The organism is Actinomadura geliboluensis (assembly GCF_005889745.1).
GTDB classification, from domain to species: domain Bacteria; phylum Actinomycetota; class Actinomycetes; order Streptosporangiales; family Streptosporangiaceae; genus Spirillospora; species Spirillospora geliboluensis.
The window spans coordinates 1-25,041 of the sequence record NZ_VCKZ01000013.1 but is presented as its reverse complement, the minus strand read 5'-3'; the positions used below and the strand labels follow the sequence as shown (position 1 = coordinate 25,041).

General features: G+C 73.9%; 22 protein-coding genes. 12 read left to right on the top strand and 10 right to left on the bottom strand.

Annotated features, from left to right (window positions below):
* The first annotated feature begins 81 nt into the window (after positions 1 to 81).
* Positions 82 to 1,122, top strand: coding sequence for a glycoside hydrolase family 26 protein (locus ETD96_RS03835; RefSeq protein WP_138634105.1), 1,041 nt, complete (start codon positions 82 to 84; stop codon positions 1,120 to 1,122).
* Here ETD96_RS03835 and ETD96_RS03830 read toward each other — a convergent pair.
* From ETD96_RS03830 to ETD96_RS46405, 5 genes are all read right to left on the bottom strand, one after another.
* Entirely contained in the window at positions 1,100 to 1,939 is an 840-nt protein-coding gene (locus ETD96_RS03830; RefSeq protein WP_138634102.1) for a phosphatase PAP2 family protein, read from the bottom strand. The two genes, ETD96_RS03835 and ETD96_RS03830, sit on opposite strands and share 23 nt — an antisense overlap.
* Positions 1,939 to 2,874 (bottom strand): hypothetical protein, encoded by a 936-nt coding sequence (locus ETD96_RS45715; protein WP_205719099.1) that lies wholly within the window; start codon positions 2,872 to 2,874, stop codon positions 1,939 to 1,941. The genes ETD96_RS03830 and ETD96_RS45715 overlap by 1 nt, the downstream gene beginning before the upstream one ends.
* Positions 2,875 to 2,991: 117 nt before the next feature.
* Positions 2,992 to 3,918, bottom strand: coding sequence for a sulfite exporter TauE/SafE family protein (locus ETD96_RS03820; protein ID WP_240807177.1), 927 nt, complete (start codon positions 3,916 to 3,918; stop codon positions 2,992 to 2,994).
* Between the two features lie 121 nt (positions 3,919 to 4,039).
* Positions 4,040 to 5,521 carry an adenylyl-sulfate kinase gene (gene cysC / locus ETD96_RS03815; RefSeq protein ID WP_138634099.1) on the bottom strand — a complete coding sequence of 494 codons (1,482 nt, stop codon included), beginning with the start codon at positions 5,519 to 5,521 and terminating at the stop codon, positions 4,040 to 4,042.
* Positions 5,522 to 5,642: 121 nt separating this feature from the next.
* Positions 5,643 to 6,659, bottom strand: a complete 1,017-nt coding sequence (locus ETD96_RS46405) for a class I SAM-dependent methyltransferase (RefSeq protein WP_240807176.1) — start codon at positions 6,657 to 6,659, stop codon at positions 5,643 to 5,645.
* Between the two features lie 161 nt (positions 6,660 to 6,820).
* Between ETD96_RS46405 and mfd the strand changes: the two genes are divergently transcribed.
* The 7 genes from mfd to ETD96_RS03775 all read left to right on the top strand — a co-directional run bounded on the left by mfd (position 6,821) and on the right by ETD96_RS03775 (position 16,554).
* Positions 6,821 to 10,387, top strand: a complete 3,567-nt coding sequence (mfd, locus tag ETD96_RS03805; RefSeq protein ID WP_138634096.1) for a transcription-repair coupling factor — start codon at positions 6,821 to 6,823, stop codon at positions 10,385 to 10,387.
* A 46-nt stretch (positions 10,388 to 10,433) separates the two neighbouring features.
* Complete coding sequence (locus ETD96_RS03800; protein ID WP_138634093.1) at positions 10,434 to 11,090, top strand: SurA N-terminal domain-containing protein; 657 nt, start codon at positions 10,434 to 10,436, stop codon at positions 11,088 to 11,090.
* 5 nt (positions 11,091 to 11,095) lie between these two features.
* Positions 11,096 to 12,088 (top strand): nucleoside triphosphate pyrophosphohydrolase, encoded by a 993-nt coding sequence (locus ETD96_RS03795; protein ID WP_138634089.1) that lies wholly within the window; start codon positions 11,096 to 11,098, stop codon positions 12,086 to 12,088.
* Between the two features lie 103 nt (positions 12,089 to 12,191).
* On the top strand, positions 12,192 to 14,666 hold the full coding sequence (locus tag ETD96_RS03790) for a penicillin-binding protein (RefSeq protein ID WP_171068843.1): 2,475 nt from the start codon (positions 12,192 to 12,194) through the stop codon (positions 14,664 to 14,666).
* A gap of 123 nt (positions 14,667 to 14,789) precedes the next feature.
* Positions 14,790 to 15,734, top strand: coding sequence for an NADP-dependent oxidoreductase (locus tag ETD96_RS03785; protein WP_138634086.1), 945 nt, complete (start codon positions 14,790 to 14,792; stop codon positions 15,732 to 15,734).
* Between the two features lie 126 nt (positions 15,735 to 15,860).
* The gene (locus tag ETD96_RS03780; RefSeq protein ID WP_138634083.1) at positions 15,861 to 16,073 is read left to right on the top strand and encodes a hypothetical protein; all 213 of its coding nucleotides are present in this window, start codon (positions 15,861 to 15,863) and stop codon (positions 16,071 to 16,073) included.
* Between the two features lie 124 nt (positions 16,074 to 16,197).
* Entirely contained in the window at positions 16,198 to 16,554 is a 357-nt protein-coding gene (locus ETD96_RS03775; protein WP_138634080.1) for a tetratricopeptide repeat protein, read from the top strand.
* 32 nt (positions 16,555 to 16,586) lie between these two features.
* Here the strand turns inward: ETD96_RS03775 and ETD96_RS03770 are convergent, their stop codons facing one another.
* The 4 genes from ETD96_RS03770 to ETD96_RS03755 form a co-directional block, all read right to left on the bottom strand.
* Positions 16,587 to 17,903 carry a sensor histidine kinase gene (locus ETD96_RS03770; RefSeq protein WP_240807175.1) on the bottom strand — a complete coding sequence of 439 codons (1,317 nt, stop codon included), beginning with the start codon at positions 17,901 to 17,903 and terminating at the stop codon, positions 16,587 to 16,589.
* Positions 17,904 to 18,078: 175 nt separating this feature from the next.
* Positions 18,079 to 18,975 carry an ABC transporter permease gene (locus ETD96_RS03765; protein WP_138634074.1) on the bottom strand — a complete coding sequence of 299 codons (897 nt, stop codon included), beginning with the start codon at positions 18,973 to 18,975 and terminating at the stop codon, positions 18,079 to 18,081.
* Positions 18,965 to 19,759: an ABC transporter ATP-binding protein gene (locus tag ETD96_RS03760; protein WP_138634071.1), complete on the bottom strand. Its 795-nt coding sequence runs from the start codon at positions 19,757 to 19,759 to the stop codon at positions 18,965 to 18,967. The genes ETD96_RS03765 and ETD96_RS03760 overlap by 11 nt, the downstream gene beginning before the upstream one ends.
* On the bottom strand, positions 19,756 to 20,808 hold the full coding sequence (locus tag ETD96_RS03755) for an ABC transporter substrate-binding protein (protein ID WP_138634068.1): 1,053 nt from the start codon (positions 20,806 to 20,808) through the stop codon (positions 19,756 to 19,758). The genes ETD96_RS03760 and ETD96_RS03755 overlap by 4 nt, the downstream gene beginning before the upstream one ends.
* Positions 20,809 to 21,009: 201 nt before the next feature.
* On the opposite strand from ETD96_RS03755, the gene eno reads away from it, so the two are divergent.
* The 4 genes from eno to ETD96_RS03735 all read left to right on the top strand — a co-directional run bounded on the left by eno (position 21,010) and on the right by ETD96_RS03735 (position 24,348).
* Positions 21,010 to 22,293, top strand: a complete 1,284-nt coding sequence (eno, locus tag ETD96_RS03750; protein WP_138634065.1) for a phosphopyruvate hydratase — start codon at positions 21,010 to 21,012, stop codon at positions 22,291 to 22,293.
* Positions 22,294 to 22,369: 76 nt separating this feature from the next.
* Entirely contained in the window at positions 22,370 to 22,843 is a 474-nt protein-coding gene (locus tag ETD96_RS03745) for an FtsB family cell division protein (protein ID WP_138634062.1), read from the top strand.
* 18 nt (positions 22,844 to 22,861) lie between these two features.
* The gene (locus ETD96_RS03740) at positions 22,862 to 23,404 is read left to right on the top strand and encodes a DUF501 domain-containing protein (RefSeq protein WP_138634059.1); all 543 of its coding nucleotides are present in this window, start codon (positions 22,862 to 22,864) and stop codon (positions 23,402 to 23,404) included.
* Positions 23,401 to 24,348 (top strand): Ppx/GppA phosphatase family protein, encoded by a 948-nt coding sequence (locus ETD96_RS03735; RefSeq protein WP_138634056.1) that lies wholly within the window; start codon positions 23,401 to 23,403, stop codon positions 24,346 to 24,348. The genes ETD96_RS03740 and ETD96_RS03735 overlap by 4 nt, the downstream gene beginning before the upstream one ends.
* A 46-nt stretch (positions 24,349 to 24,394) precedes the next feature.
* Here the strand turns inward: ETD96_RS03735 and ETD96_RS44385 are convergent.
* Positions 24,395 to 25,041: hypothetical protein (locus ETD96_RS44385; protein ID WP_171068842.1), on the bottom strand; the 647-nt coding region annotated here is incomplete at its 5' end.

Here is a 25,041-nt window from a genome sequence, read left to right as displayed (position 1 = left end):
CAGTGATAGAGGGCCAGGCGCCCGCCCGAGTGCGGTGGGCGCCTGGCCTTTACGTGCAAGGGGGGTCTTCTTCAGATGGCCATGACGAGAAGGGGCCGCTGGGCGCTCGGTGCGGGGGTCGGCGCGGTCGTTCTGGCCACGGGCGTCGTGGTCGGCGTCCAGGCCGGCGGGGGCTCCGAGGAAGGGCCGGGCTGCGCGGTCTCCGCCAAACTGGTCCCGGAGTGCGGCCGGTGGTGGGGCGTCGCGCCGGGCGTCTTCACGAGCAAGTCGACGGAACGGGCCCTCACCGACTTCGAGGACAAGACCCGCCGGCCCGCCGACGTCCTGCACATGTACCACCGGGACGGGGAGGTCTTCCCGACCGACCGCCAGATCGCGATGGCCCGCGAGGGCGGCCGCCGCCGGCTGCTGTTCCTCAACTGGAAGCCGGAGATGGGCCGGACCTGGGCGCAGGTCGCCGCCGGGGACCCGGCGGTCGACGAGCACATCGACGACATCGCCCGCCGCATCCGCGACGTCCATCCGCAGCGCTTCTTCCTCGCCGTCCACCATGAGCCGGAGGAGGAGGTCCGGCCGCAGCCCGGCTCGGGGTACACCGCGCGCGACTACCGCGACATGGTCCGGCACGTGATCAAGCGGCTGCGGGCCGGCGGCGCCGACAACGTGGTGACCGTGATGGCCTACATGGGGGTCCCGAACTGGGGGTCGCAGCCCTGGTTCAACGACCTCTACCCGGGCGACGACGTGATCGACTGGGTGGCCGCGGACCTGTACGCGGACAAGTGGGTGAGCGACTTCGCGACGCTGGTCAACAAGAGGCGTCCGGACTATCCGAACTGGCCCGGGTTCTACACGTGGGCGTCGGCGCGGTTCCCGAAGAAGCCGCTGATGCTCGCCGAGTGGGGCACCGTGAACCGCAAGAACGACCCCGACTTCAGCCGGCGCTTCTTCGCGTCCGTCCCGCGCCAGCTTCCGCAGTACCCCCGGCTGAAGGGCCTGCTGTACTTCGAGTCGCCGAAGACGCCCGTGGGGGACACGAGGTGGAACGCCACGGGCGCCTCCGCGCAGGCATTCCGGCAGATCGCCAAAATGCCGGAGTTCAACCGCCTGACACCGCCGTAGCCGGCTCGCGCCCGCGGCCCGCGGACGGGGACCCGTCCGCGGGCTCGGCGAGCAGCGACCGGCTCGCGAACACGACCACGGCCAGCAGCAGGTAGCCGTAGATCCAGCCGCCGTACACGTCGGTGATCCAGTGCTTGCTGAGGTACCAGCGCGTGTAGCCCTCCCAGAACGCGAAGGCGGCGAGCAGGCCCCACGCGGTGGCGCGCATCCGCGGGCCCGCCCGCAGGTACGACAGCGTGATCAGCACGATCGCGCCGTAGATGGAGATCAGCCGGGCGCACCCGCCCGACGGGTAGGTCCCGAGGGTCGTCGGCGGGTGGCCCCGGTCGACGAGCGCGCCGAGCGCGGTCTGCTGGAAGCGCTCCACCAGGATGACCGAGCCGATCAGCAGCATCGGCACCCACGCGCGGCGGCCCTTCCGGACGGCGACGATCGTGAGGGCGATCGCCCCGGCCAGCCCGGCGTACCGGGTCGGCCACACGTTCCCCGACTGGGTGAGGACCTTCATCGCGTCCGTCCAGGCGCCGGACCGCACGGTGCGCTGCGCGAGGTTGAACATCGGGACGTCGTGGGCCCGGAGGAGCCGCTGGAACAGCTCGCCGAGGGGCAGGCACACCACGGTCACCACGAACGTGCCGGCGCCGAGGAAGACGCCGAAGGAGGCGACCGGGCCGAGCGTCCCGTCGAGCTGCTCGCGGGCCGCGCGCAGCTGCACGGCCGGCGCCGCCCGCGCGCCCGGGGGACGGCTCGCCCAGGCGTATCCGATGATGAACGACAGGACCAGCCCCACCGCGCACAGGGCGACGAGAGCGACCATCAGGCGGTCGGCGGGCGGTCGTCGCCGGTCGCGGGACCGCCTCCCGCCGGGCCGCCGGGCCGCGGGCCGTTCGGGGGCGCGGCACCCGGCGCGGGCGGGACCTGCGGCCCCTGCGCCGGCGGGACGTGCGGCCCCTGCGCGGCGGCACCGGGACCGGCCGCGGGCGGGGCGCCGGGCGGGCCGCCCGGTCCGCCGGCGGCGGACGGCGGCCCGCCCGCGGGGGCGACCGCCGGCCGCCGCTTGCGGCGGACCAGGAAGACCGCGCCGCCGGCCGCGACGAGCACGGCCGCCGCGCCGCCCGCGATCAGGCCGACGGGCGTGCCGCCGTCCTCGTCGATGGGCACCGACGCGTTGCCGGGGTCGGTCGCGGCCTTCTCGTCGGGTGTGGGCGGCGGCGTGGCGACGGGGCTCTCCGCGCCGATCTCCGGCCCCGGGCCGGGCGCGCCGGGCGCCGCGGTGCCGGCGTTGCGCGCGAACAGCGAGAGCTCGTTGATCAGGCTGCCGCCGCCGTTCTTCTTCGCCCCCGCCCACGCCTTCCTGGTCGTGCCGGGCGAGACGCTCCACGAGTAGGCGCGCACGGTCCGCCCGACCACGACGGCGTAGGTGCCCTTGCGCTTCACCTCCCGGTAGATGTCCACGATCAGCCGGTTGTAGGCGGTGGCCCGCTCAGGGAGCGTCCCGGCCGGGAAGATCGCGATGTACACCGGGAGGCGGGCGCGCTCCAGCGGGCCTCGCAGCTTGTCGAGCTGGTCGTCACTGAGGTCCCGGACGCCGGGGGCGATGTAGAGCCCGCCGTTCTCGGTGAGGCTCTCGGCCACGGCCTCGAGTTCGACGCCGCTCGGGGCCGCGGCGAGGGCGCCGGGGGCGCCCAGTGGCGCGAGTAGGGCCGCCAGCGCGATCGGGATCGCGGCGCGGCGGACCGGCAGGGACGGCACGGACGGCCTCCTCGGGGGGATGAACAGGACTGATGGGCCGATTCTATGGATCACCGGTCCGCCCCATCGCCGATTCGCGCCATCCCCCCGGGGACCGGCGTCCGGAACCGGTCGCGCTCAGCGGGCGGCGGGCGACTCCGCCCGCGTCAGGCCGGCCGGTTCGGCGACCGCGGCGGGGGACGGGCGGCGCCGCAGGACGAGCCAGGCGGCGACCGTCGCGGCGGTGAGGACGACCATCGTCCAGGCGAGGGGGACGGCGCCGACGCGGAACATCTTCAGCGAGGACGCGACCAGGACGAGCGCCAGCACGCGGCGGATGAGCCCGCCCGGCGCGCGCGAGGAGACCTTGGAGCCCAGGTAGACGCCGGGGATGGAGCCGACGAGCAGGGCGGCGGTGACCTCCATGCGGAAGTCGCCGAACAGCAGGTGGCCGATGGCGGCGGCGAACACCAGCGGGACGGCCTGCAGCAGGTCGGTGCCGACGAGCTGGTTGGCCTTCAGCGTCGGGTACAGGGCGAGCAGCGCGACGATGATGAGCGAGCCGGACCCGACCGAGGTGATGCCGACGACGAGGCCGCCGACGATCCCGATCAGCACGGTCGGGACGGGCCGGACCGTCACCTCCGGGGTCTCGTCCCCGGCGCCGCCCGCGCGCCCCCGGTGGGCCAGGTAGGCGCGCAGCACGAGCCCGATCGCCGCGATCATCAGCGCGACGCCCATGGCCTTGCTGATCAGGTCCTCGACGGAGTCGCCGTGGCCGAGGGCCTTCGCCAGCAGCACGCCGGAGAACGCGGCGGGCACCGAGCCCGCGCACAGCCAGCCGACCAGCCGCATGTTGATCGTGCCCTGCCGGTAGTGGACGGCGCTGCCCACCGGTTTCATCACGGCGGCGGCGACGAGGTCGCTGGACACGGCGGCGAGCGGGCTGACGCCGAAGAACGTGACGAGCATCGGCGTCATCAGCGCGCCGCCGCCCATCCCGGTGAGCCCGACGATGATGGCGACCAGGAACGAGCCCAGCGCCATCGTCCAATCGAAGTCCATCGGCATGACCTACCTGACATGTAGGAAAACTCGCTAACAGAGTAGAGGACGCCACTCGGGCGTGGTAACCCGGCTAGCAAGGGGCAAACGGGACTAATGGGATAGGTGAGGCAAAGGCCCGCTATGCGGGACGAACCCAGCCCCCGGCCACCAGCAGGTCCACCACCTGCGCGACCGCCTCGTCCGGCGCCATCCGCGAGGTGTCGAGGGTCAGGTCGGCGTCGTCCGGCTCCTCGTAGGGGTCGGAGATGCCGGTGAACTCCGGGATCTGCCCCGCGCGGGCCTTGGCGTACAGGCCCTTGCGGTCGCGGCGCTCGCACTCCTCCAGCGGCGTCGCGACGTGCACCAGGATGAAGTCGCCCACCGCGGACACCATCCGGCGGACCTCGGCGCGCGTCGCCGCGTACGGGGCGATCGGCGCGCAGATCGCGGTGCCGCCGTGCCGGGTGATCTCGGCGGCGACGAACCCGATCCGGCGGATGTTGAGGTCGCGGTCGGCGCGGGAGAACGTCAGGCCGGCCGACAGCATCCGCCGCACGACGTCGCCGTCCAGCAGGGTGACGGTCCGGCCGCCGCGCTCGATCAGCGCGTCCGACAGGCCGCGCGCGATCGTGGACTTGCCGGAGCCCGACAGCCCGGTGAAGAACACCGTGATCCCGCGCGAGCGCTTCGGCGGGCGGGCCAGCGCCAGCTCGGCGGCGACGGCCGGCGGGGTGAACCAGTCGGGCACGGGCTCGCCCGCGTCCAGCAGCTCGTGCAGCCGCTCCCGCGTCAGCTCGGCCTGGACGTGGTCGGGCTCGATGCGCGCGACCGGCCGCCACACCTCCACGTCGGCGTCGTAGGCCCACGGCTCGGGGACGACCAGCGGGATCGCGGTGCCGTCCAGGTCGGCCTCGGCGAGCAGGTGGGTGGCGCCGTACGCGGCGGCGACGTGCGCGCGCAGCCGGACGTCGCGCTCCTCCTGCTCGGCGCCGGTGCCGCGCGCGGGCAGCGGCACCGGGACGATCCGGGCCCCGTCCGGCAGCTCCTTGCGGACGCCCAGCAGCGCGCGGACGAGGGACTCGTCGTGCTCGCCGCCGAGCAGCGGCAGCACGAGCACCTGCGCGCCGAGCCTCTCGGCGACCTGGCGGAGCTGGCCGAGCTGCTTGCGGTGCAGCGGCTCGCGCGTCGCCACGGCGAGCAGCGGGCCCTCGACGGGGTCGAGCTCGTCGGGGCGGCGGCGCAGCCCGTGGAACGGGCCGTGCGCGGGGGCGCGCAGGCCCTCCAGCGGACCGGCGAGCCGCCACGCCTGGGTGGTCGGGTCCTGCCACGCCTCGGCGACCGTCAGCACGGCGAGCGGCACGCCCTCGGGGTCCTGCAGGACGACCCGCTCCTGCCCGGTCAGCTCCTTCGGGACGGTCAGCGTGACCGGGACCGGCCACGGGGTGCCGTCCGACAGCCGGCCGCCGGCGATCACCATCGCGGTGTCGAAGGAGCCGAGGAAGCCGGTCAGCGGGCGGTACGCCCCGGCGAGGAGCAGTTCCAGGTCGGCCAGCTCCACCGGGTCGGGGGTGCAGGCGGGCAGGTCGCGCAGCGTGTCGGGAAGGCCGGCTTCGGCGGTCACCGCGATCTCCGATCCCGCCCGGCGGCGGGGAGCCGGGCTCGTCCGTGTCAGTGGGAGTTTCCGCAGGAAAAATACTGCGCCGGCCCCGGCCCGCGCACACCCGCCCCGCCCGGCGGCCCGGTCAGATGACCCGCGCGAACCGGTTCTCGGGCTTGCGGATGACCAGGGTGATCTCGCTGTGGTCGGCGGTGAGGCGGCCCCGGGTGAGCGCGGACACCAGCCGGCACAGCACCTCGGCGACGCCGGTCCCCGCGCCGAGTGCGTCGATGGCCTGCCGGGACGTGTACTCCTCGGAGATCACCAGCCCGCGCATCACGCAGTACCAGCGCATGCCCGCGCGGGACGCGACCTTGCCGTACACCGCGGGCGGCGGGCTCGTCCGGACGACCGGGACCGGCCGCACGGCGGACCGCGCCTCCGGCACACGGGCCTCAGAAGCACGGGCCTCGGGAGCACGGGTCTCCGGGGCGAGAGTCTCCGGGGCGCGGGTCTGCGGAGCACGGGCCTCCGGCACGCGCGCCTCCGGCACCGGCTCGGCACGGACCTCCGCCCGCGCGCCGGCGCCCGTCTCGGGCCCGGCGACCCGCTCGTCGCCCGGGCTGGGGACGCGGGCGTGCGCGCCGCGCGGGCCCCGCCCGCCGCGGACGCCGCGTCCCGCGCGCGGCGCCCGGACCGGGCGCGGGCGGCCCCGGCGGCCGGTGCGCAGCCACCGGGGGAGCGTGCGGTCCAGGAAGGCGAACGCGGTGTTGCGGTCGCGCAGGTGGACCAGCAGCAGCCCGCCGGGCTTCAGCGCGGCGACGAACCGGTCGAGCACCAGCTCGGCGTGCGGCACGCGCTCGATCAGGTACGAGGCGTGCACGATGTCGAAGGCGCGCGGCGGCATCGGCGCGGTGCGCAGGTCGCCGAGGTACCAGGTGTCGAGGTCGGGCCGCTCGCAGGTGTAGGCGCGCAGCTCCGGGGACTCCATGTCGACGCCGGTGACGTGGTGGTCGTGGTCGCCGAGGTCCAGGCCCGTGCCCCAGCCGCAGCCCGCCTCCAGGACGTGGATCCGCTGCAGGGGCTTCTCTAGGGCGTACTGACGGGCGCGTTCTGAGAAGAGATCGCCGTCGCTGACCGGCGGCGTACGCAGATCGGTCACAGTTCCGCAGCGTAATCGCCTGACTGCGCTCCGTCCGCGATTTGTGCATTCTTGGGCGCGGCGGTGTCGCGTACTCTGGTAGGCGTTACCGGGGTCCGCGTGGATTTCCGGCTTTTCGGGCTGCCCTGCCTCGGGGTTATTCGGCGAATGTGCGGGCGAAGATGACGCTTTCTGGACTTGTTGACCTTGCGTGTACCGACTCCGGGCTGCAGCGGGCCCTGCGGCGGGCGTGCGCCGACCAGGAGGTCGTGGCGCCGGGCGCGCTCTGGCCGGTCCTCGCCGCCGCGCTGAGCCGCGCGCTCCGCGAGGGCGGCGACGGCAACGGCAACGGTGGCGGCACGGTGCTCGCGGTGACCGCGACCGGGCGCGAGGCCGAGGACCTGACCGCCGCGCTGTCGAGCCTGATCGACCCGGCGCGGGTCGCGCACTTCCCGGCGTGGGAGACGCTGCCGCACGAGAAGCTGTCGCCGCGCTCGGACACCGTCGGGCAGCGGCTCGCGGTGCTGCGCCGCCTCGTCCACCCGGACGCCGGCGGCCCGCCCACCGAGGAGGAGGCCCAGGACGGGACGGCGAAGGGCGGCGCGCTGGACGTCGTCGTGACGCCGGTCCGCGCCGTCCTGCAGCCGATCGTGGCCGGGCTCGCCGACCTGGAGCCGGTGCGGCTCGTCTCCGGCGCCGACGCCGACATGGACGAGGCCGTCCGCAACCTGGTGGAGGCCGGGTACCACCGCGTCGACCTGGTGGAGAAGCGCGGCGAGATCGCGGTGCGCGGCGGCATCCTGGACGTGTTCCCGCCGACCGAGGAGCACCCGCTGCGGGTGGAGTTCTGGGGCGACACCGTCGAGGAGATCCGCTACTTCAAGGCCGCCGACCAGCGGTCGCTGGAGGTCGCGCAGGGCGGGCTGTGGGCGCCGCCGTGCCGCGAGCTGCCGCTGACCGAGCAGGTGCGCGAGCGCGCGAAGCTGCTCGCCGAGGAGCATCCCGCGCTGGCGGAGATCCTCGGCCGGATCGCCGACGGCGACACCGTCGAGGGCATGGAGGCGTTCTCGCCCGTCCTCGCCGAGCGGATGGAGCTGCTCACCGACCTGCTGCCGGACGGGTCGGCGCTGCTGGTGTGCGAGCCGGAGCGGATCCGGACCCGGTCGGTGGAGCTGGTCCGCACGAGCCAGGAGTTCCTGGAGGCGAGCTGGGTCAACGCCGCCGCCGGGGGAGAGGCGCCGATCGACCTCGGCGCGGCCGCGTTCCGCTCGCTGGAGGAGGTCCGCGAGCACAGCACCGAGCTGGGGCTGCCGCGCTGGAGCGTGACCGCGCTCAACCCGGAGGGCGACGCGCTGAGCCTGGGCGCGGTGCCGGCCGAGGCGTACCGGGGCGACACGTCCCGCGTCGTCGGCGACCTGAAGGGCTGGATCGACGGCGGCTGGCGCGTCGTGATGGTCACGGCCGGGCACGGGCCCGCCGAGCGGCTCGTCCAGCTCGTCGGCGAGGAGGGCATCGGCGCGCGCCGCGCCGACCTCGCGGCGCCGCCCGAGCCGTCGGTGGTGACCGTGGCGACGGGCCTGCTGGAGAACGGCTTCGTCTGGGAGTCGGTCAAGCTCGCGGTGCTGACCGAGACCGACCTGTCCGGGCAGAAGTCGTCCACCAAGGACGCGCGGCGCATGCCGTCGCGGCGGCGCGGCGGCATCGACCCGCTGCAGCTCAAGCCAGGCGACTACGTCGTGCACGAGCAGCACGGCGTCGGCCGGTACGTGGAGATGGTCAGCCGGACGGTGCAGGGCGCCACCCGCGAGTACCTCATCCTGGAGTACGCCAAGGGCGACCGGCTGTTCGTCCCGACCGACCAGCTGGAGGAGCTGACCCGCTACGTCGGCGGCGAGGCGCCGAGCCTGCACCGGCTCGGCGGCGCCGACTGGCAGAAGGCCAAGTCCCGCGCCCGCAAGGCGGTCAAGCAGATCGCCGGGGAGCTGATCCGGCTGTACTCGGCGCGGATGGCGAGCCCCGGCCACCCGTTCGCGCCGGACACGCCCTGGCAGCGCGAGCTGGAGGACGCGTTCCCCTACAACGAGACGCCCGACCAGCTCGCCGCCATCGACGAGGTCAAGGGCGACATGGAGAAGCCCGTCCCGATGGACCGGCTGATCTGCGGCGACGTCGGCTACGGCAAGACCGAGATCGCGGTGCGGGCGGCCTTCAAGGCGGTGCAGGACGGCCGGCAGGTCGCGGTGCTCGTCCCGACGACGCTGCTGGTGCAGCAGCACATGTCGACGTTCAGCGAGCGGTTCGCGGCGTTCCCCGTCGTGGTGAAGCCGATCAGCCGGTTCCAGACCGACAAGGAGATCGAGGAGACGCTGCGCGGCCTGTCCGACGGCACCGTGGACGTCGTCGTCGGCACGCACCGCATCCTGTCGTCGCAGACCCGGTTCAAGAACCTCGGCCTCGTCATCATCGACGAGGAGCAGCGGTTCGGCGTCGAGCACAAGGAGGAGCTGAAGCGGCTCCGCACGCAGGTGGACGTGCTCGCCATGTCCGCGACGCCGATCCCGCGCACGCTGGAGATGGGGCTGACCGGCATCCGGGAGATGTCGACGATCCTCACCCCGCCGGAGGAGCGGCACCCGGTGCTGACGTTCGTCGGCCCGTACGAGGAGAAGCAGATCGCCGCCGCGATCCGCCGCGAGCTGCTGCGCGAGGGCCAGGTGTTCTTCGTGCACAACCGGGTCCGGTCGATCAACAAGGTCGCGGCGAACCTGGCGCGGCTCGTCCCGGAGGCGCGGGTCGCGGTCGCGCACGGGCAGATGAACGAGAACGAGCTCGAGAAGGTCATGGTCGACTTCTGGGAGAAGAACTACGACGTCCTCGTCGCGACCACGATCGTCGAGTCCGGGCTGGACGTGCCGAACGCCAACACCCTCATCGTCGACCGCGCCGACATGTACGGGCTGTCGCAGCTGCACCAGCTGCGCGGGCGCGTCGGGCGCGGCCGGGAGCGCGCGTACGCCTACTTCCTGTACCAGCCGGAGCAGCCGCTGACGGAGACCGCGCACGAGCGGCTCGCGACGCTGGCGCAGCACACCGAGGTCGGCGCGGGCATGTACGTCGCGATGAAGGACCTGGAGATCCGCGGCGCGGGCAACATCCTCGGCGCGGAGCAGTCCGGGCACGTGGCCGGGGTCGGGTTCGACCTGTACGTCCGGATGGTCGGGGAGGCCGTCCGGGACCTGAAGGAGGGCGGCACCCGCGCGGCCGAGGCCGTCGAGACGAAGGTCGAGCTGCCCGTCGACGCGCACCTGCCGCACGAGTACGTGCCGGGGGAGCGGCTCCGGCTGGACGCCTACCGCCGCATCGCCGCGATCACCTCCGACGACGAGATCGGCGCCGTGCACGACGAGCTGAAGGACCGGTTCGGCCCGCTGCCCGTCCCGGTGCTGAACCTGCTGGAGGTGGCGCGGTTCCGGGCGAAGGCGCGCCGGGCGGGGCTGAGCGACGTCACGCTCCAGGGCAACTTCGTGAAGTTCACGCCGGTGGACCTGCCCGACTCCCGGCAGGTCAGGCTCCAGCGGCTGTACCCGAAGAGCATCCTGAAGCCCGCGACCGACACGCTGCTGGTGCCGATGCCGAAGACGGCGCCGCTCGGCGGCCGGCCGCTGCGCGACCAGGAGCTGCTGAAGTGGGCGACCGACCTGGTCGAGGCGCTGTTCCTGGAACCGGCGTCCACCGCCGCCAAGCGGTAGCCTGGGCCCGCCCCGACCAGATGACCCATGACGAGACGAGGATTCCGTGCCTGGTAAGTCCGTGAAGGCGGCGGTGGCGGTCGCGCTGGCGGCCGGCGCGCTGGCCGGCTGCGGCGGCTCCCCGAAGGTCGGCACCGCCGCCCTCGTCGGCGACGACCGCATCACCGTCACCGAGCTCAGCCAGACCGTCCGCGACTGGCGCACCCAGTTCCGCGCGGACCCGGCGGCCAACGAGCTGCGCGCCAACCCCGCGAACCCGGGGCAGCAGCTCGCCGGCGAGTCCGAGTCCGACCTGCAGGGCGCGCTCACCCTGCTGATCAACTTCCGGGTCGCCGGCGAGGTCGCCGAGCGGGCCGGGGTGAAGGTCACCGACGGCCAGGTGGACACGGCGGTCCAGGCGCTGGACGGGCGCGGCGGCGCGGCCTCGATCACGCTGGCGAGCGGGCTGCCCCGCGCGCACACCCGCGACCTCGCGCGCCTCGTGGCGACGCAGGCGGCGGTCATGCAGCGGTTCGGCGCGGACATGGGCAACCAGCTGAGCCCGGCGACGCAGCAGGCCGGCCGACGGTGGAACGAGCTGTTCCAGCAGACCGCGAACGGCATGCACGTCGAGGTCAACCCCCGCTACGGCACCTACGACCCGGGCAAGTTCGAGATCGCCCCGATCACCTACCGGCTGTCCAGCCCCGACTCGGGTATCTGAGGCGCATGGCGCTGACACTGCTGGCCACCACGCACCGGGTCGCGCCGGGGCTGCTGACCTGGCGGGCGTGGGACGCGCTCCGCTCGGCGGGCGCCGTCCGGCTGCGCGACGGGCATCCGCTGCTGCCGTCGCTGCGCGACGCCGGGGTCGCGGTGGAGACCGTCGCGGAGCCCGACGCGGCGCGGCTGGTCGCGGACGCGCGGGCCGCCGACGTCGTGTGGGTCGCCGCCCCGGAGGGCGACGAGGACCTGATGCGCGAGGTCGGGACGCTCGTCGTCAACGACCCGCTGGACGTCGAGGTGCTGCACGGCTCCTACGACCTGCCCGGCGCGCGGCTGCTCGACCTGGTCTCGGTCATGGACACGCTGCGCCGCGAATGCCCGTGGGACCGCAAGCAGACGCACACCACGCTCGTCCCGTACCTGCTGGAGGAGGCGTACGAGGTCCTCGACACGATCGAGTCGGGCGACTTCGGCGCGCTCCGCGAGGAGCTCGGCGACGTGCTGATGCAGGTGGCGTTCCACTCGGTGGTGGCCGCCGAGCGCGACGACGAGACGGCGTTCACCATCGACGACGTCGCCGCCGCGATCGTGGAGAAGCTGGTCCGCCGCCATCCGCACGTGTTCGGGGACGTGACCGTCTCCGGCGCCGACGAGGTCAACGCGAACTGGGAGCAGATCAAGGCGGCCGAGCGGGCGGCGAAGAGCGGCGCGGAGGCGTCCGCGCTGGACGGGGTGCCGATGGGGCAGCCCGCGCTGTCGCTGGCGGCGCAGTTGCGGCGGCGTGCGGCGCGCATGGAGGCGCCGGCCGACCTCGCCGCCGGCCTTGCCGGGGCGGGGGACGACGCGGCCGGGGAGAATGACCTGGGTTCGCGGCTTTTCGCCCTCGTCGGCGAGGCGGTGGAGCGGGGAGCCGATCCCGAAGCGGAGTTGCGCGCCGTTTCCCGGGTATTCCGCGAACGTGTCCAAGCGTGGGAGCGACGGCGGCAGCACGCCTGATCCACGGGGGGAGCCCGGATCACACAGGCGGAGATCGTCGGGATTATGGCGGAACATCGGCATTGGGGTGGTCCGTCCGCGAAGGCGCGTTTACTCTAGGCGCGTGCCGACCGGGGCGGATGGTGATCCAGGGAATCGCGATGCGGGAAGCGGTCTCCCGGCTCCGCCGCGCCGCCGCGCGCACCGGATCCTCACCGCGTCCACGACCCGCGCCGAGAAGCTCCGCGCGCTGCGCGGGCTGGGCGCGCTCGGCGGCCTCGCCGGGGTGCTCGTCGCGCTGATGCTGCTGCCCACCGCGTGCACGGCGGGCGTCGGCGCCCGCGACACGGCACGCTGGTTCGACAGCGACCCGGTGAACCTGACGACGTCCGGCGTCCCGCAGCGGTCCACGATCCTCGCCGCCGACGGCTCCAAGATCGCGACGTTCTTCTACCAGAACCGGGTGGACGTCCCACTCAACAAGATCGCGCCGGTCGCGCGGACGGCGGTGCTCGCCATCGAGGACAGCCGCTTCTACGAGCACGGCGCCATCGACCTGCAGGGCACGCTGCGGGCGCTCGCCAGCAACCTCAGCAGCGGGCAGGTGACGCAGGGCGGCTCCGGCATCACCCAGCAGTACGTGAAGAACCTCCTGCTCACCCAGGCCGACAACGACGAGGAGCGGGAGGCGGCCAAGGAGGTCACCACCGCCCGCAAGGTCCGCGAACTGCGGTACGCGGTGGCGGTGGAGGAGAAGTTCAGCAAGGACGAGATCCTGCGCCGCTACCTCAACATCGCCTACTACGGCGACGGCGCGTACGGCATCGAGGCCGCGTCCCGCCACTACTTCTCCAAGCACGCGTCCCAGCTGGACCTCCCCGAGGCGGCCCTGCTCGCCGGGATCATCCGCTACCCCTACGCCTACGACCCGACCCGGCATCCCGGCGAGGCCCGGAAGCGCCGCGACACCGTCCTGGACCGGATGGCCGCGCTCGGCTGGATCGACGCCGCCAAGGCCGCCGAGGCCAAGCGCCGCCCCATCGGGCTGAAGATCGACAACATCCGCAGCGGCTGCGTGTCCAGCAGGGCGCCGTTCTTCTGCGACTACGTGCAGCGCGAGATCCTCACCAACCCGGTGTTCGGCAAGACCGCCAAGGACCGGGAGAAGCTGCTCAAGCGCGGCGGCCTCACGATCCGCACCACCATGGACCCGCGCGCGCAGAAGGCCGCGCAGCGCGCGGTGGACCGGCACGTCCCGCCGAAGAACTCCGCGCACAAGGCCGCCGCCGAGGCGATGGTCGAGCCGGGCACCGGCGAGATCAAGGCGATGGTCGTCGACCGCGCCCTCGGCCCCGACAAGGAGCGCGGCAAGACCTGGATCAACTTCGCCGCCGACGCCAGCCACGGCTCCAGCATCGGCATGCAGGCCGGGTCGACGTTCAAGGCGTTCACGCTCGCCGCCGCGCTGGACGAGGGCATGCCGTTCGGCACCCGGCTGATGGCGCCGCGCGCCTACACCCCGGTCGGCTTCCGCAACTGCGACGGCGACCGGGTCGGCGACCCGAACGCCTCGCTGCGCAACGCCGCCGACGGCGAGGGCGGCAGGCAGTTCAGCCTCGTCACCGGCACGCACCACTCGGTCAACACCTTCTTCCTCGCGCTGGAGAAGGAGGTCGGGCTCTGCGACACCGTCCGGATGGCCGAGCGGCTCGGGATGAAGCAGGCGAACGGCAAGCCGCTGGAGCAGTACCCGGCCTTCACGCTCGGCTTCAACCCCGTCTCCCCGCTGCGGCTCGCCGCCGCCTACGCCGCGTTCGGCGCGCGCGGCGAGTACTGCAAGCCGATCGCCATCAAGTCCGTCAAGGACGCGGCGGGGCACCGGCTGAAGGTGCCGCCGCGCGACTGCGAGCAGGTGCTGGACGAGGACGTCGCCGACGCCGTCAACTACGTGCTGCAGGGCGTCCTCACCAAGGGCACGGCGCGGGGCATGGGCCTCGGCCGGCCCGCCGCCGGCAAGACCGGCACCGTCGACGACTTCTCCGCCGCCTGGTTCGCCGGGTACACCCCGGACCTCGCGTCGGCCGTCTGGGTCGGCGACCCGCGCGGCGGCTACCGGCACCCGATGGGGAACCTCTGCATGGACGGGCGGTGCTACGGCGCCGTGTTCGGCGCGACGATCCCCGCGCCGATCTGGCAGCAGAGCATGAGCGGGGCGCTGCGCGACACCGCGCCGTCGTCGTTCCACCGGCCGCCGTCGCACTACTTCAGCAAGGGGTCCGGCGAGGACCGGGTGAAGGTGCCGGACGTGCGCGGGATGAAGCTGAAGGACGCCGTCGCCAAGCTCCGCGCGGCGGGCTTCACGACCAACATCGGCGCGCAGGTGGCGTCCGACCAGTACCCGAAGGGGACGGTGGCCGAGATGTCGCCCGCCCCCGGCCCGGCCGAGCCCGGCACGACCGTCACGCTGCGCGCCAGCCGCGGCCCGGACCGGCCCGAGCAGCCCGGAGACCCGGAGGGGCCGGACGGCCCGCTGCCGCCGCGCCCGCCGGCGACGATCCCGCCGCTGCCGGGCGACCCGGCCCGGCCGCCGTCGCCCTGACCCCGGCGACGCCCGCCTGCGACCCTTCCGACCTGCGGGTCCGTGTGATCGTCGCGATGATCGGGTAGAGCTCGGGCGGGGGCGTCCGGGCCCCCGCGGGATCCGATCGGGGGGACGATCGTCATGCGAGCCATCGCCGTGTCCGAGTACGGTGCCACGCCGGCGCCGATGAATCTGCCGCGCCCCGAGCCGGGGCCGGGCGAGATCCTGGTGAAGCTGATCGCGGCCGGGCTCAATCCGATGGACTGGAAGATCGCCGACGGGCTGCTCAAGGACTCCGTCGACGCGTCGTTCCCGCTGATCCTCGGCCAGGACGGTGCGGGCGTGGTGGACGCGGTCGGCGACGGCGTGACCCGGCTGCGGCACGGCGAGCAGGTCTACGGGATCTTCGGCGCGCCCGAGCGCGGCCTCGGCAGCTACGCCGAGTACGCGATCGCCCGCGACGACGGGCCGGTCGCGAAGATGCCGGAGGGCATGATCTACACGCAGGCGGCGGCGGTGCCGATCGCGAGCATGAGCGCGCTCGCCATGGTGGACCGGGCGCGCGTCGACGCCGGGCAGACCGTGCTGGTCGTGGGCGCGACCGGCGGCACCGGGCAGAGCGCGGTGCAGCTCGCCGCCCGCGCGGGCGCCAAGGTGATAGCGACCGCCCGCGACGACATGGCGGGCACGATCCGGCGCCTCGGCGCGGACGAGACCGTCGACCACTCCAAGGGCGACCTCAACGGGCAGGTGCTGGCCGTCCACTCGGGCGGGGTCGACGCGATCCTCGACATGGCGAGCGACACGACCGCGGTCGAGCACCTCGCGCAGCTGCTGCGTCCCGGCGGCACCTACCTGAGCACCGTCTGGGCGGTGAACCCGGACGCGATGGCGGCGCGGGAGCTGCGCGGCATCAACTTCGAGGTCGCGCCGTCGGCGGAGCTGCTGGACCGGCTGTCCGACCTCATCGACGCGGGGGAGCTGCGCGTCCGGATCGAGCGGGAGGCGCCGTTCGCCGAGGCCGCCGACGCGCTGGCCGCCAACCGGGCCGGCGGCGCCCGCGGCAAGACCGTGATCCGCATCTGACCGGGGACCGCGCCCGGCCGTGATCAGCGTCTCACGGCGGGACGGCGTGCATACCGGCGGGAGGCGGGCATGCAGAGGTGCATGCAGGGGCCGCCCGCGCGGGCGGCCCGACGACGGGAGGACCAGATGAACCAGTCCGAGGAGGAGCTGCGCGAACGGCTCGGCCAGGTCGAGGAGTCGCTCGCCCGGCTCCGCGCCGACCTGCCGGCGCCGCCCGCCGACGCCGGCGACTTCGTCGACTCCGGGCAGTACCTCGCCCAGCGGGAGGAGCTGGAGGGGCAGATCGAGCTGCTGGAGAACGAGCGCGAACGCCTCCGCGACTCGCTCGGCCTCCGCTGAGCCCGGCCGCGACCCGGCCATGAGCCCCTGTGAGCCCTTGTGAGCCCGGCCGTGGACCCGCGGGAACAAACGCGGGGTGCTCCCGGTTAGCGGGGTTGTATCACGCAACCGAGGGGAGGCCGGGATGACCGTCTACGAGGAGTTCGAGCGCGCCACGCTGTTCTTCGACGCCAAGGACTACGCCGGCGCCGCGCGCCTGCTCGCCCCGATCGTCGAGGGCGATCCCGGCAACCGCGCCGCCGTCGAGCTGCTCGGCCGCGCCTACTTCCACAGCGCGCAGCTCGGCCGCGCCGAGTCCGTCTTCCGCCGGCTCGTGGACCTCGACCCCTGCAACGGCTGGGCCCACGAGGCGCTCGCCCGCACGCTGGAGCGGCGCGGCCGCGCGGCCGACGCGGGCAGGTTCCGCAAGCTCGCCCGCGCGATGGGCGTCGAGCCCGCGCCCGGCGTCGAGGTCTCCGTCACCGCCGCCGACCTCGCCTGACACCGCCGCCGAGGCGGTGCGCCCCCGCCGGGTCACCGGCGGGGGAGGCGCAGGACGAACCGGGCGCCGCTGCGGCCGTCCAGGCGGTCGGTGAGGATCAGCGACCCCTGGTGCGCGACCGCGATGTCCCGGGAGATCGCGAGGCCGAGGCCGGTGCCGCCCGCGTCGCGGTGCCGGCCCTCGGCCAGCCGGGTGAACCGCTCGAACACCCGCTCGCGGTCCTCCGGCGGGACGCCCGGACCGTCGTCGATCACCTCGACGACGGCGGTCGCGGGCAGCTCCGCGCGCAGGATCATCGTCACCTCCGACGCCGCGTGCCGGTCGGCGTTGTCCAGCAGGTTCGTCAGCAGCCGCGCCAGCTCGCTGCGCCCCCCCTCCACCGTCACCGAGCCCTCCGACAGGACGGTCACCTGCGTCCGCCGCGGGCGGCGCAGGACCTCCTCGTCCGCCAGTTCCGTCAGGTCCACCGCCTCGCGCGGGAAGTTGCGGTCGGCCTCCAGCCGCGCCAGCGCCAGCAGGTCGTCCACCACCGCCGACAGCCGCTCGGTGTTCTCCAGGACGGCCCGCAGCGTCTCCGGCACGTCGGCGTCCTCCGGCGCCGTCAGCGCCAGCTCGACCTCCATCCGCAGCGCGGTGAGGGGGCTGCGCAGCTCGTGCGACACGTCGGAGACGAACCCCCGCTGCCGGGCGACCGCCTGCTCCAGCCGGTCGAGGGTCGCGTTGACGCTCTCGGCGAGCAGCCCCACCTCGTCGCGGCGGGCCGGCACCGGCACCCGGCGCTCCAGGTCGGTGGCGGTGATCTCGTCCAGCTCCCGGCGGATCGCGTCGACCGGCCGCAGCGTCCGGTTCGCCGACAGCCACGTCGCGTAGCCGACGAGGCAGGTGATGACCGGGACGCTGAGCCCGAGCAGCGCCGCCGCCAGCGGCTGCGGGAACAGCCCCGGCTCGGGGGCCAGCGAGTAGACGAGCTTCGCCGACGGCCCGACCCCGACCTGGTACTCGACGATGAGGAAGCAGTGCCCGCCGGGCGCGTCGAGCCCGCACCTGCGGGCGTCGCGGCGGTCGTCGTTCGGCGGGAGGGGCGGCAGCCGCACCGGCGCCCGGCCGGCCATCCGGGGCGACGCCGCGACCACCCGGTGCCGCAGGTCGGTGACCTGCAGCAGCTCGCCGCCGGGCGCCAGGATCGGGCGGTGCAGCGTGCCGATGTTGAGCGCGGTCGCCACCCGGCGCCCGTCGCGGGCCAGGTCGTGGATCGTGTCCGCGCGCGCCTGCTGCCTGAGCAGCGTCAGCAGCACCGCGCACAGCACCCCCGACAGCACCAGCGCGACCAGCGCGGCCGCCAGCGTCACCCGGATCCGGATCTCCGGACGCCGCAGGACGGCCCGCCAGATCCAGTGGCTCAGTCCCGCGGACGGCCGGGGAAGCCGGAAGCGTATGGCGACCTCCCGGGTACGTTCCTGCTGGTACCCGGGATTTCTTGCCGGAACGGGGCAAACGCCACCGCGGCGGACGGGTAAAACCCGGTCATGCCGCGTCCACGCCCCAGCGCCGCCTGACGGCGCCGTCCGCGATCCCGAACAGCTGGTCGATCACGATCCCGATGATCAGGATCACCAGCATGTAGGAGATCATGTCGGCGGTGTTGTTCAGCTCCCTGGCCTGCGACAGCAGCACGCCGAGCGACGTCGTGTCGCCGATGATGACCAGCAGCTCGCCCGCCATCAGGCTGCGCCAGGCGAACGCCCAGCCCTGCTTCAGCCCGGCCACGAACGCCGGCAGCGACGCCGGCATGATCAGGTGCCGGTACAGCAGGACGCCGCGCAGCCCCATCACCCGGCCCGCGCGCAGCAGGATCGGCGGGGTGTAGTCGACGCCCGCGATCAGCCCGTTGGCGATCGACGGCGCCGCGCCCAGGATCACCACGAACAGGATCGCGCTCTCGCTCAGCCGGAACAGCAGGATGGCGAGCGGGAACCACGCGATCGACGGCATCGTCTGCAGGCCCGTGATCAGCGACCCGAACGCGCGCCGCAGCACCCGGAACCGCGCCACCAGCACGCCGGTCAGCACCCCGGCGGCGACGGCGAGCGCGAACCCGACCAGGGCGCGGCGCATCGTCAGCGCGACCGCCTCCCAGAACCGGCCGCTCGTCACCTGGTCCCAGAACACCGGGAGCGTGTCGCGCGGGCCGGGCAGGACCCACGGGTCCTTCCAGCCGCTCCACACCACCGCCTGCCAGGCGGCGAGCGCGATGAGCACGGCCGCGGCCATCGGCCACGCCGCCGACCAGGCCCGCCGGGCGAGCCTGACCCGCGTCCCGCCGCCGAGCTCCAGGGCGTCGAGCCCGGCCAGCTCCCGCTCGCGGCGGGACGCCGGCCCGCCGTCCCCCGGGCCGCCCTTCTTCAGCACCTCATGCGCCATGCCGGACGACCTCCTCGCGCAGCCGGTCGGTGATGGCGGCCGCCAGCGCGGCGACCTCCGGCGAGTCGATCCGCCGGGGCCGGCCCATCGGGACGGGGAACTCCTCCACCACCCGGCCGGGCCGGCTGCTGAGCAGCACGACCCGGTCGCCGAGCCGCACCGCCTCCCGCACGTTGTGGGTCACGAACAGCACGGTCAGGTTCCGCTCGCGCCAGATCCGCTCGACCTCGTCGTGCAGGAGGTCGCGGGTCATGGCGTCGAGCGCGCCGAACGGCTCGTCCATCAGCAGGACGGTCCGCCGCCCGTCCGCGGCCTCGCCGTCCCCGCCGCCCGCGCCCTCGGTGAGCGACAGCGCGCGGGCGAGCGCGACGCGCTGCCGCATGCCGCCGGACAGCTGGTGCGGGCGCTTCTTCGCGAAGCCGCCGAGGTGCACCGAGTCGAGCAGCTCCGCCGCCCGCCCGCGCCGCTCCGCGCGGGGCACGCCGCGCATCTTGAGCGCGAGTTCGAGGTTGCCCGTCACGGTCAGCCAGGGGAACAGCGCGGGCTCCTGGAACATCAGGGCCACGCGGGCGCCCGCGGTGTCGATCGTCCCGCCGCTCGGCTCCTCCAGGTCCGCGACCAGGTTGAGCAGCGTGCTCTTCCCGCAGCCGGACGCGCCGAGCAGGCAGGTGAACTCGCCCGGCGCCACGTCCAGGGAGACCCGGTCGAGCGCGAGCAGCGCCGACCGGCCGCCGCCGAACGCCTTGGAGACGCCGTCGAGGCGGACCGCCGCCGTCCCGCTCATCGGTCGCCCACCTGCGGCTTCCCGCCCGCCTTGAGCACCTCGTTGAGCGGCGCGAGGTCGTAGATGCCGGCGAGGTCGGTCTTCTCCAGCAGCCCGATCTCCTCGGCGTGCCGGGCGCCGGCGGTGAGCGAGGACGCGACCGGGTCGACGGTGAAGTCGATCTCCTTGAACGCCGCGGCCAGCACGTCCGGCTTGAGCGGCTTGCCGCTCAGCTTCGTGAGCGCGTCGTTGGTGACCTTCTCCGCGTCCGCCTTGTTCTGGTTGATGTAGTCGGTCGCCTCGACGACGCCCTGGAGCAGCTTCTTGACCTGCTCCGGGTTCTTCTTCGCGTACTCCTGGCTGACGAGGAGGTTGGTGATGACGAACTTGCCGCCCGGCCACAGCGACTTCTCGTCCAGCAGCCGCTCGCCCTTGCTCTCCAGGAGCAGCCGGGACGCGTACGGCTCGGGCACCCAGGCGCCGTCGATGTCGCCCTGCGCGAACGTCTGGAGCGTCTGCGCGTTCTCCTGCGGGACGACCTTCACGTCACCGCTGCCGTCCTTGTTCGCGGTGAGGCCGTTCTGCTTGAGCCAGTAGCGGAGCGCGACGTCCTGGGTGTTGCCGAGCTGCGGGGTCGCGATGCGCTTGCCGCGCAGGTCCTGGACGCCCTTGATGCCCGGCTTGACCACGAGGGAGACGCCGCCCGACGCCGCCCCGGAGATGATGTGGACGGCTTTGCCGTGCGACTTCGACCAGGCGTTGATGGACGGGTTGGGCCCCACGAACGTCGCGTCGATCGCGCCGGAGAACAGCGCCTCCACGGCGGCGGGGCCGGCGTTGAACGTCGCCGTCTTCGGCGCGGTGCCGAGGTGCTTGGCGAAGATGCCCTTCTCGACGCCGACGAGGGCGGTGGCGTGCGTGATGTTCGGGAAGTACCCGAGCCTGAGCGGAGCCTCGGACCCGCCGCCGTCGCCGGTCCCCCCGCCGTCGCCGCAGGCGCCGAGCGCGCCCGCCGTGACCAGGGCGGCCAGTGCCGCCGTGGTGATGCGCCCGGTGAGTCCTCGAAGCATTGCCTTGTTTCCCTATCAATCAAGTCGGATAGACCTGAATAGTAGATAGTCCGGGCAAGTCCCGCGTCAAGCCCCCGTTCAGGAACGGTTTCGTCACGGCTGTCCTCTATGCGAACGGCGAGCCCGTTGGTCGGCGCGGGGGCCGCGCGGATAGGCTCGGTGACCGCACCGACCATCCGCTTTTTCCTCAGGGGGTTCCCCGTGTCGTCGATCGAGGCCGTACTCGCCCGGGAGATCCTGGACTCCCGCGGCAATCCGACCGTCGAGGTCGAGGTCCTGCTCGCCGATGGGACCGAGGCGCACGCCGCCGTGCCGAGCGGCGCCTCCACCGGCCAGTTCGAGGCCGTGGAGCTGCGCGACGGCGGGGAGCGCTACGGCGGCAAGGGCGTCCGCAACGCGGTCAAGGCCGTCAACGAGACCATCGACGAGAAGCTCGTCGGCTACCCGGCGTCCGACCAGCGGCTGATCGACCAGCTCCTGGTCGACCTGGACGGCACCCCCGCCAAGTCCGCGCTCGGCGCCAACGCGATCCTCGGGGTCAGCCTCGCCGTCGCCAAGGCCGCCGCCGACTCGGCCGGCCTGCCGCTGTTCCGCTACGTGGGCGGCCCGAACGCGCACCTGCTGCCCGTCCCGATGATGAACATCCTGAACGGCGGCGCGCACGCCGACACCAACGTCGACGTCCAGGAGTTCATGATCGCGCCGATCGGCGCGGCCACCTTCGCCGAGGCGCTGCGCTGGGGCGCCGAGACCTACCACGCGCTGAAGTCGGTGCTGAAGTCCAAGGGCCTGAACACCGGCCTCGGCGACGAGGGCGGGTTCGCCCCCGACCTGCCGAGCAACCGGGACGCGCTCGACCTCATCCTGGAGGCGATCCGCAAGGCCGGCTTCACCCCCGGCCGCGACATCGCGCTCGCGCTCGACGTCGCCGCCAGCGAGTTCCACGCCGACGGCCAGTACGCCTTCGAGGGCACCAAGCGGTCCGCCGACGACATGGCGGCCTACTACGGCGAGCTGCTGAGCGGCTACCCGCTCGTCTCCATCGAGGACCCGCTCGACGAGGAGGACTGGGCCGGCTGGGAGGGCCTCACCGCCGCCGTCGGCGACCGCGTCCAGCTCGTCGGCGACGACCTGTTCGTCACCAACCCCGAGCGGCTCGGCCGCGGCATCAAGTCCGGCGCCGCCAACGCCCTGCTGGTCAAGGTCAACCAGATCGGCACGCTCAGCGAGACCCTCGACGCCGTCTCGCTCGCGCAGACCAGCGGCTACAAGTGCATGATGAGCCACCGGTCCGGCGAGACCGAGGACACCACGATCGCCGACCTCGCCGTCGCGACCAACTGCGGCCAGATCAAGACCGGCGCCCCGGCCCGCAGCGACCGCGTCGCCAAGTACAACCAGCTGCTGCGCATCGAGGAGCTGCTGGACGACGCCGCGCGCTACGCCGGCGCCGCCGCGTTCCCGCGCTTCGACGCGCGGGGTTGAGCCGAGGCCCGGGCCCCGGCGGGCGCGACCGCGTCCCGCCGGGCCCCGGGCGGCCGAGCCGGAGGCAGGGGACACGATGGCGGACGATGACGACCGGACCGGCCGCAAGGGCGGCCGCGCGGCCGGGGACGGCGCCGCGGACGGCGACACCGGCGACCGTGCCGGCGGGCGCCGCGGCAATCCGGCGCTGACCAGCCGCGCCGCCATCCTCGCGGTCGTGATGTGCGCGATCGCGCTGAGCCTCGCCTACCCCGTCCGGGAGTACATCGCCCAGCGCAAGGAGATCGCCGACCTGCGCCAGCAGGAGGCGGTGGCGCGCCGGCAGGTGGAGCAGCTCGCCCTGCGCAAGCAACAACTAGGTGATAAGTCGTACATTGAGCGTGAGGCCACGCGAAGGCTCCATTACTGCCGTCCTGACGTAAAGTGCTACATCGTGCTAGACGGCAGCGGTGCGGAGGGCCGGCAGGCGCAGCGGGGCGGACCGGCGCGCAAGCCGCCCTGGTACGAGACGCTGTGGCGTTCGGTGGAGGCCGCCGACCGGCCGCGCTGATTTCGCGGGTGGGGACAGATGATCGAAGCAGGTGACACGGCCGCCGTCGCGGCCCAGCTCGGACGCGAGCCGCGCGGCGTGCGCGCGGTGGCGGCGCGCTGCCCGTGCGGGCGGCCCGCGGTGATCGAGACCGCGCCCCGGCTGCCCGACGGGACGCCCTTTCCCACGCTGTTCTACCTGACCTGCCCGAAGGCCGCCTCGGCCATCGGCACCCTGGAGGGCAGCGGCATCATGCGGGACATGCAGGCCAGGCTCGCGGACGACCCGTCCCTCAAGGACGCCTACGCCGCCGCCCACGAGGACTACCTGCGCCGCAGGGACGAGGCCACCCGCGAGGAGGGCGTCGAACCGCTGCCCGCCGGCATGCAGAGCGCGGGCGGCATGCCCGACCGCGTCAAGTGCCTGCACGCCCTGGTCGCGCACGAGCTCGCGGTGCCCGGGGTGAACCCGTTCGGCCGGGAGGCCCTTGACGCGCTGCCCGACTGGTGGCGGTCCGGGCCCTGCGTCGACGTGCCGGCGGCCGCGCCGGGTGACGGGACCGAACCGGGGGAGGACGCGTGACACGGGTCGCGGCCATCGACTGCGGGACGAACTCCGTCCGGCTGCTCATCGCCGACATCGTGCCGGGCGAGGACGGCGGGCGGCTCACCGACGTCGAGCGCCGGATGGAGATCGTCCGGCTCGGCGAGGGCGTCGACGAGACCGGCCGGCTCTCGCCCGCCGCGCTGGAGCGGACGTTCACCGCGATGCGCGGCTACGCCGAGCTGATCGACCGGCACGGCAACCGCGCCGGGCACGGCCCGATCAAGACCCGGGTGGTCGCGACCAGCGCCACCCGCGACGCGGCGAACCGGGCCGACTTCGTCAGCGGCGTCGTCGACATCTTCGGCGTCGTCCCCGAGGTGATCAGCGGGGACGAGGAGGCCGAGCTGTCCTTCCTCGGCGCCACCCGCGAGCTGGCCGAACTGCGCCCCGCCCGCCCCTACCTGGTCGTCGACATCGGCGGCGGGTCCACCGAGTTCGTGCTCGGCAGCTCGTCGGCCGACGCGTCCCGCTCGATCGACATCGGCTGCGTGCGGATGACCGAGCGGCACCTGAAGGACGACCCGCCCTCGCCCGAGCAGATCTCCAACGCCGCCGCCGACATCGACGCCGCGCTCGCCGCCGTCCGCGAGCGCGTCCCGGTGGACGAGGCGCGCACGCTCGTCGGCCTCGCCGGGTCCGTCACCACGGTCGCCGGGATCGCGCTCGACCTGCCGGAGTACGACGCGGCCCGGATCCACCTGTCGCGCATCACCGCCACCCAGGTGCACGAGGTGACGCGCCGGCTGCTGCACGCCACCCGGGCCGAGCGCGCCGGGTTCGGCGTCATGCACCCGGGGCGCGTCGACGTGATCGGCGCGGGCGCGCTGATCCTCGACCGGATCATGCGCGAGTACGGCTTCGGCGCCGTCGTCGTCAGCGAGCACGACATCCTGGACGGCATCGCCTGGTCGCTGCTGTGAGAGGTGCTGCTCTGAGGGGTCCCGCTGCGCGCAGGCGCGCCGGTCGCTACCGCTTGAGGTGCGCCAGCAGCGCGGGGATCAGCACCGCGTTCGGGTTCTGCTGCGGGACGTAGAGGATCGGGGAGCCGCCGGCGGCCTGCTGGATCCAGACCCGGCCCCGGTCGACGACCGCGCCGGAGATCGACGACCAGCTCAGCGACACCCGGTTGCCGCGCACCCCGCCCGGGTGGACGGTCAGGCCCTGCGCCACGTCCACCGAGTCGCCGGCCCGGACCCGGCCGGCCAGCTCGGCGACCAGCCGCCGCTCGCAGTGCTCCTGGCACAGCTGGATCAGCCGGCCCCAGACCTGCTCGGGCTCGCCGTCGCGGCCCGGCAGCGCGTCCGGCTCGATCACCACCTCGACGCGCGGGCCGCCGCGGAACGGGAACCGACCCGCCTGGAAGATCCACTGCGTGCAGGGCCGGTGGCCGGAACCGGCCGGGCGCTCGGCCGCCCAGTACGCCACCCACTCCACCCGCGGCCACGGGAACGACGCGTTCCCGTACACGACGGCCCGCTCGTCGGCGTGCAGCTGCAGGCCGCGCACGACCGCGGCGAGCGCCCGGTCGGACGGGGCGTGCTCCCAGCTCGGCCGCTGGACGTGCGGGGCGGCGTGCGGCTCGGCGACCTCGGCGCGGGCGGGCGGGCGCAGCC

Bases quoted from the DNA above. Each gene is read 5' to 3' on its own strand.
- ETD96_RS03830 (WP_138634102.1), bottom strand. From the start codon at position 1,939: ATGGTCGCTCTCGTCGCCCTGTGCGCGGTGGGGCTGGTCCTGTCGTTC.
- ETD96_RS03740 (WP_138634059.1), top strand. From the start codon at position 22,862: ATGATCGAAGCAGGTGACACGGCCGCCGTCGCGGCCCAGCTCGGACGC.
- ETD96_RS03780 (WP_138634083.1), top strand. From the start codon at position 15,861: ATGAACCAGTCCGAGGAGGAGCTGCGCGAACGGCTCGGCCAGGTCGAG.
- mfd (WP_138634096.1), top strand. From the start codon at position 6,821: ATGACGCTTTCTGGACTTGTTGACCTTGCGTGTACCGACTCCGGGCTG.
- ETD96_RS03795 (WP_138634089.1), top strand. From the start codon at position 11,096: ATGGCGCTGACACTGCTGGCCACCACGCACCGGGTCGCGCCGGGGCTG.
- ETD96_RS03765 (WP_138634074.1), bottom strand. From the start codon at position 18,975: ATGGCGCATGAGGTGCTGAAGAAGGGCGGCCCGGGGGACGGCGGGCCG.
- ETD96_RS03820 (WP_240807177.1), bottom strand. From the start codon at position 3,918: ATGGACTTCGATTGGACGATGGCGCTGGGCTCGTTCCTGGTCGCCATC.
- ETD96_RS03745 (WP_138634062.1), top strand. From the start codon at position 22,370: ATGGCGGACGATGACGACCGGACCGGCCGCAAGGGCGGCCGCGCGGCC.
- ETD96_RS03760 (WP_138634071.1), bottom strand. From the start codon at position 19,759: ATGAGCGGGACGGCGGCGGTCCGCCTCGACGGCGTCTCCAAGGCGTTC.
- ETD96_RS03835 (WP_138634105.1), top strand. From the start codon at position 82: ATGACGAGAAGGGGCCGCTGGGCGCTCGGTGCGGGGGTCGGCGCGGTC.
- ETD96_RS03775 (WP_138634080.1), top strand. From the start codon at position 16,198: ATGACCGTCTACGAGGAGTTCGAGCGCGCCACGCTGTTCTTCGACGCC.
- ETD96_RS03785 (WP_138634086.1), top strand. From the start codon at position 14,790: ATGCGAGCCATCGCCGTGTCCGAGTACGGTGCCACGCCGGCGCCGATG.
- ETD96_RS03755 (WP_138634068.1), bottom strand. From the start codon at position 20,808: ATGCTTCGAGGACTCACCGGGCGCATCACCACGGCGGCACTGGCCGCC.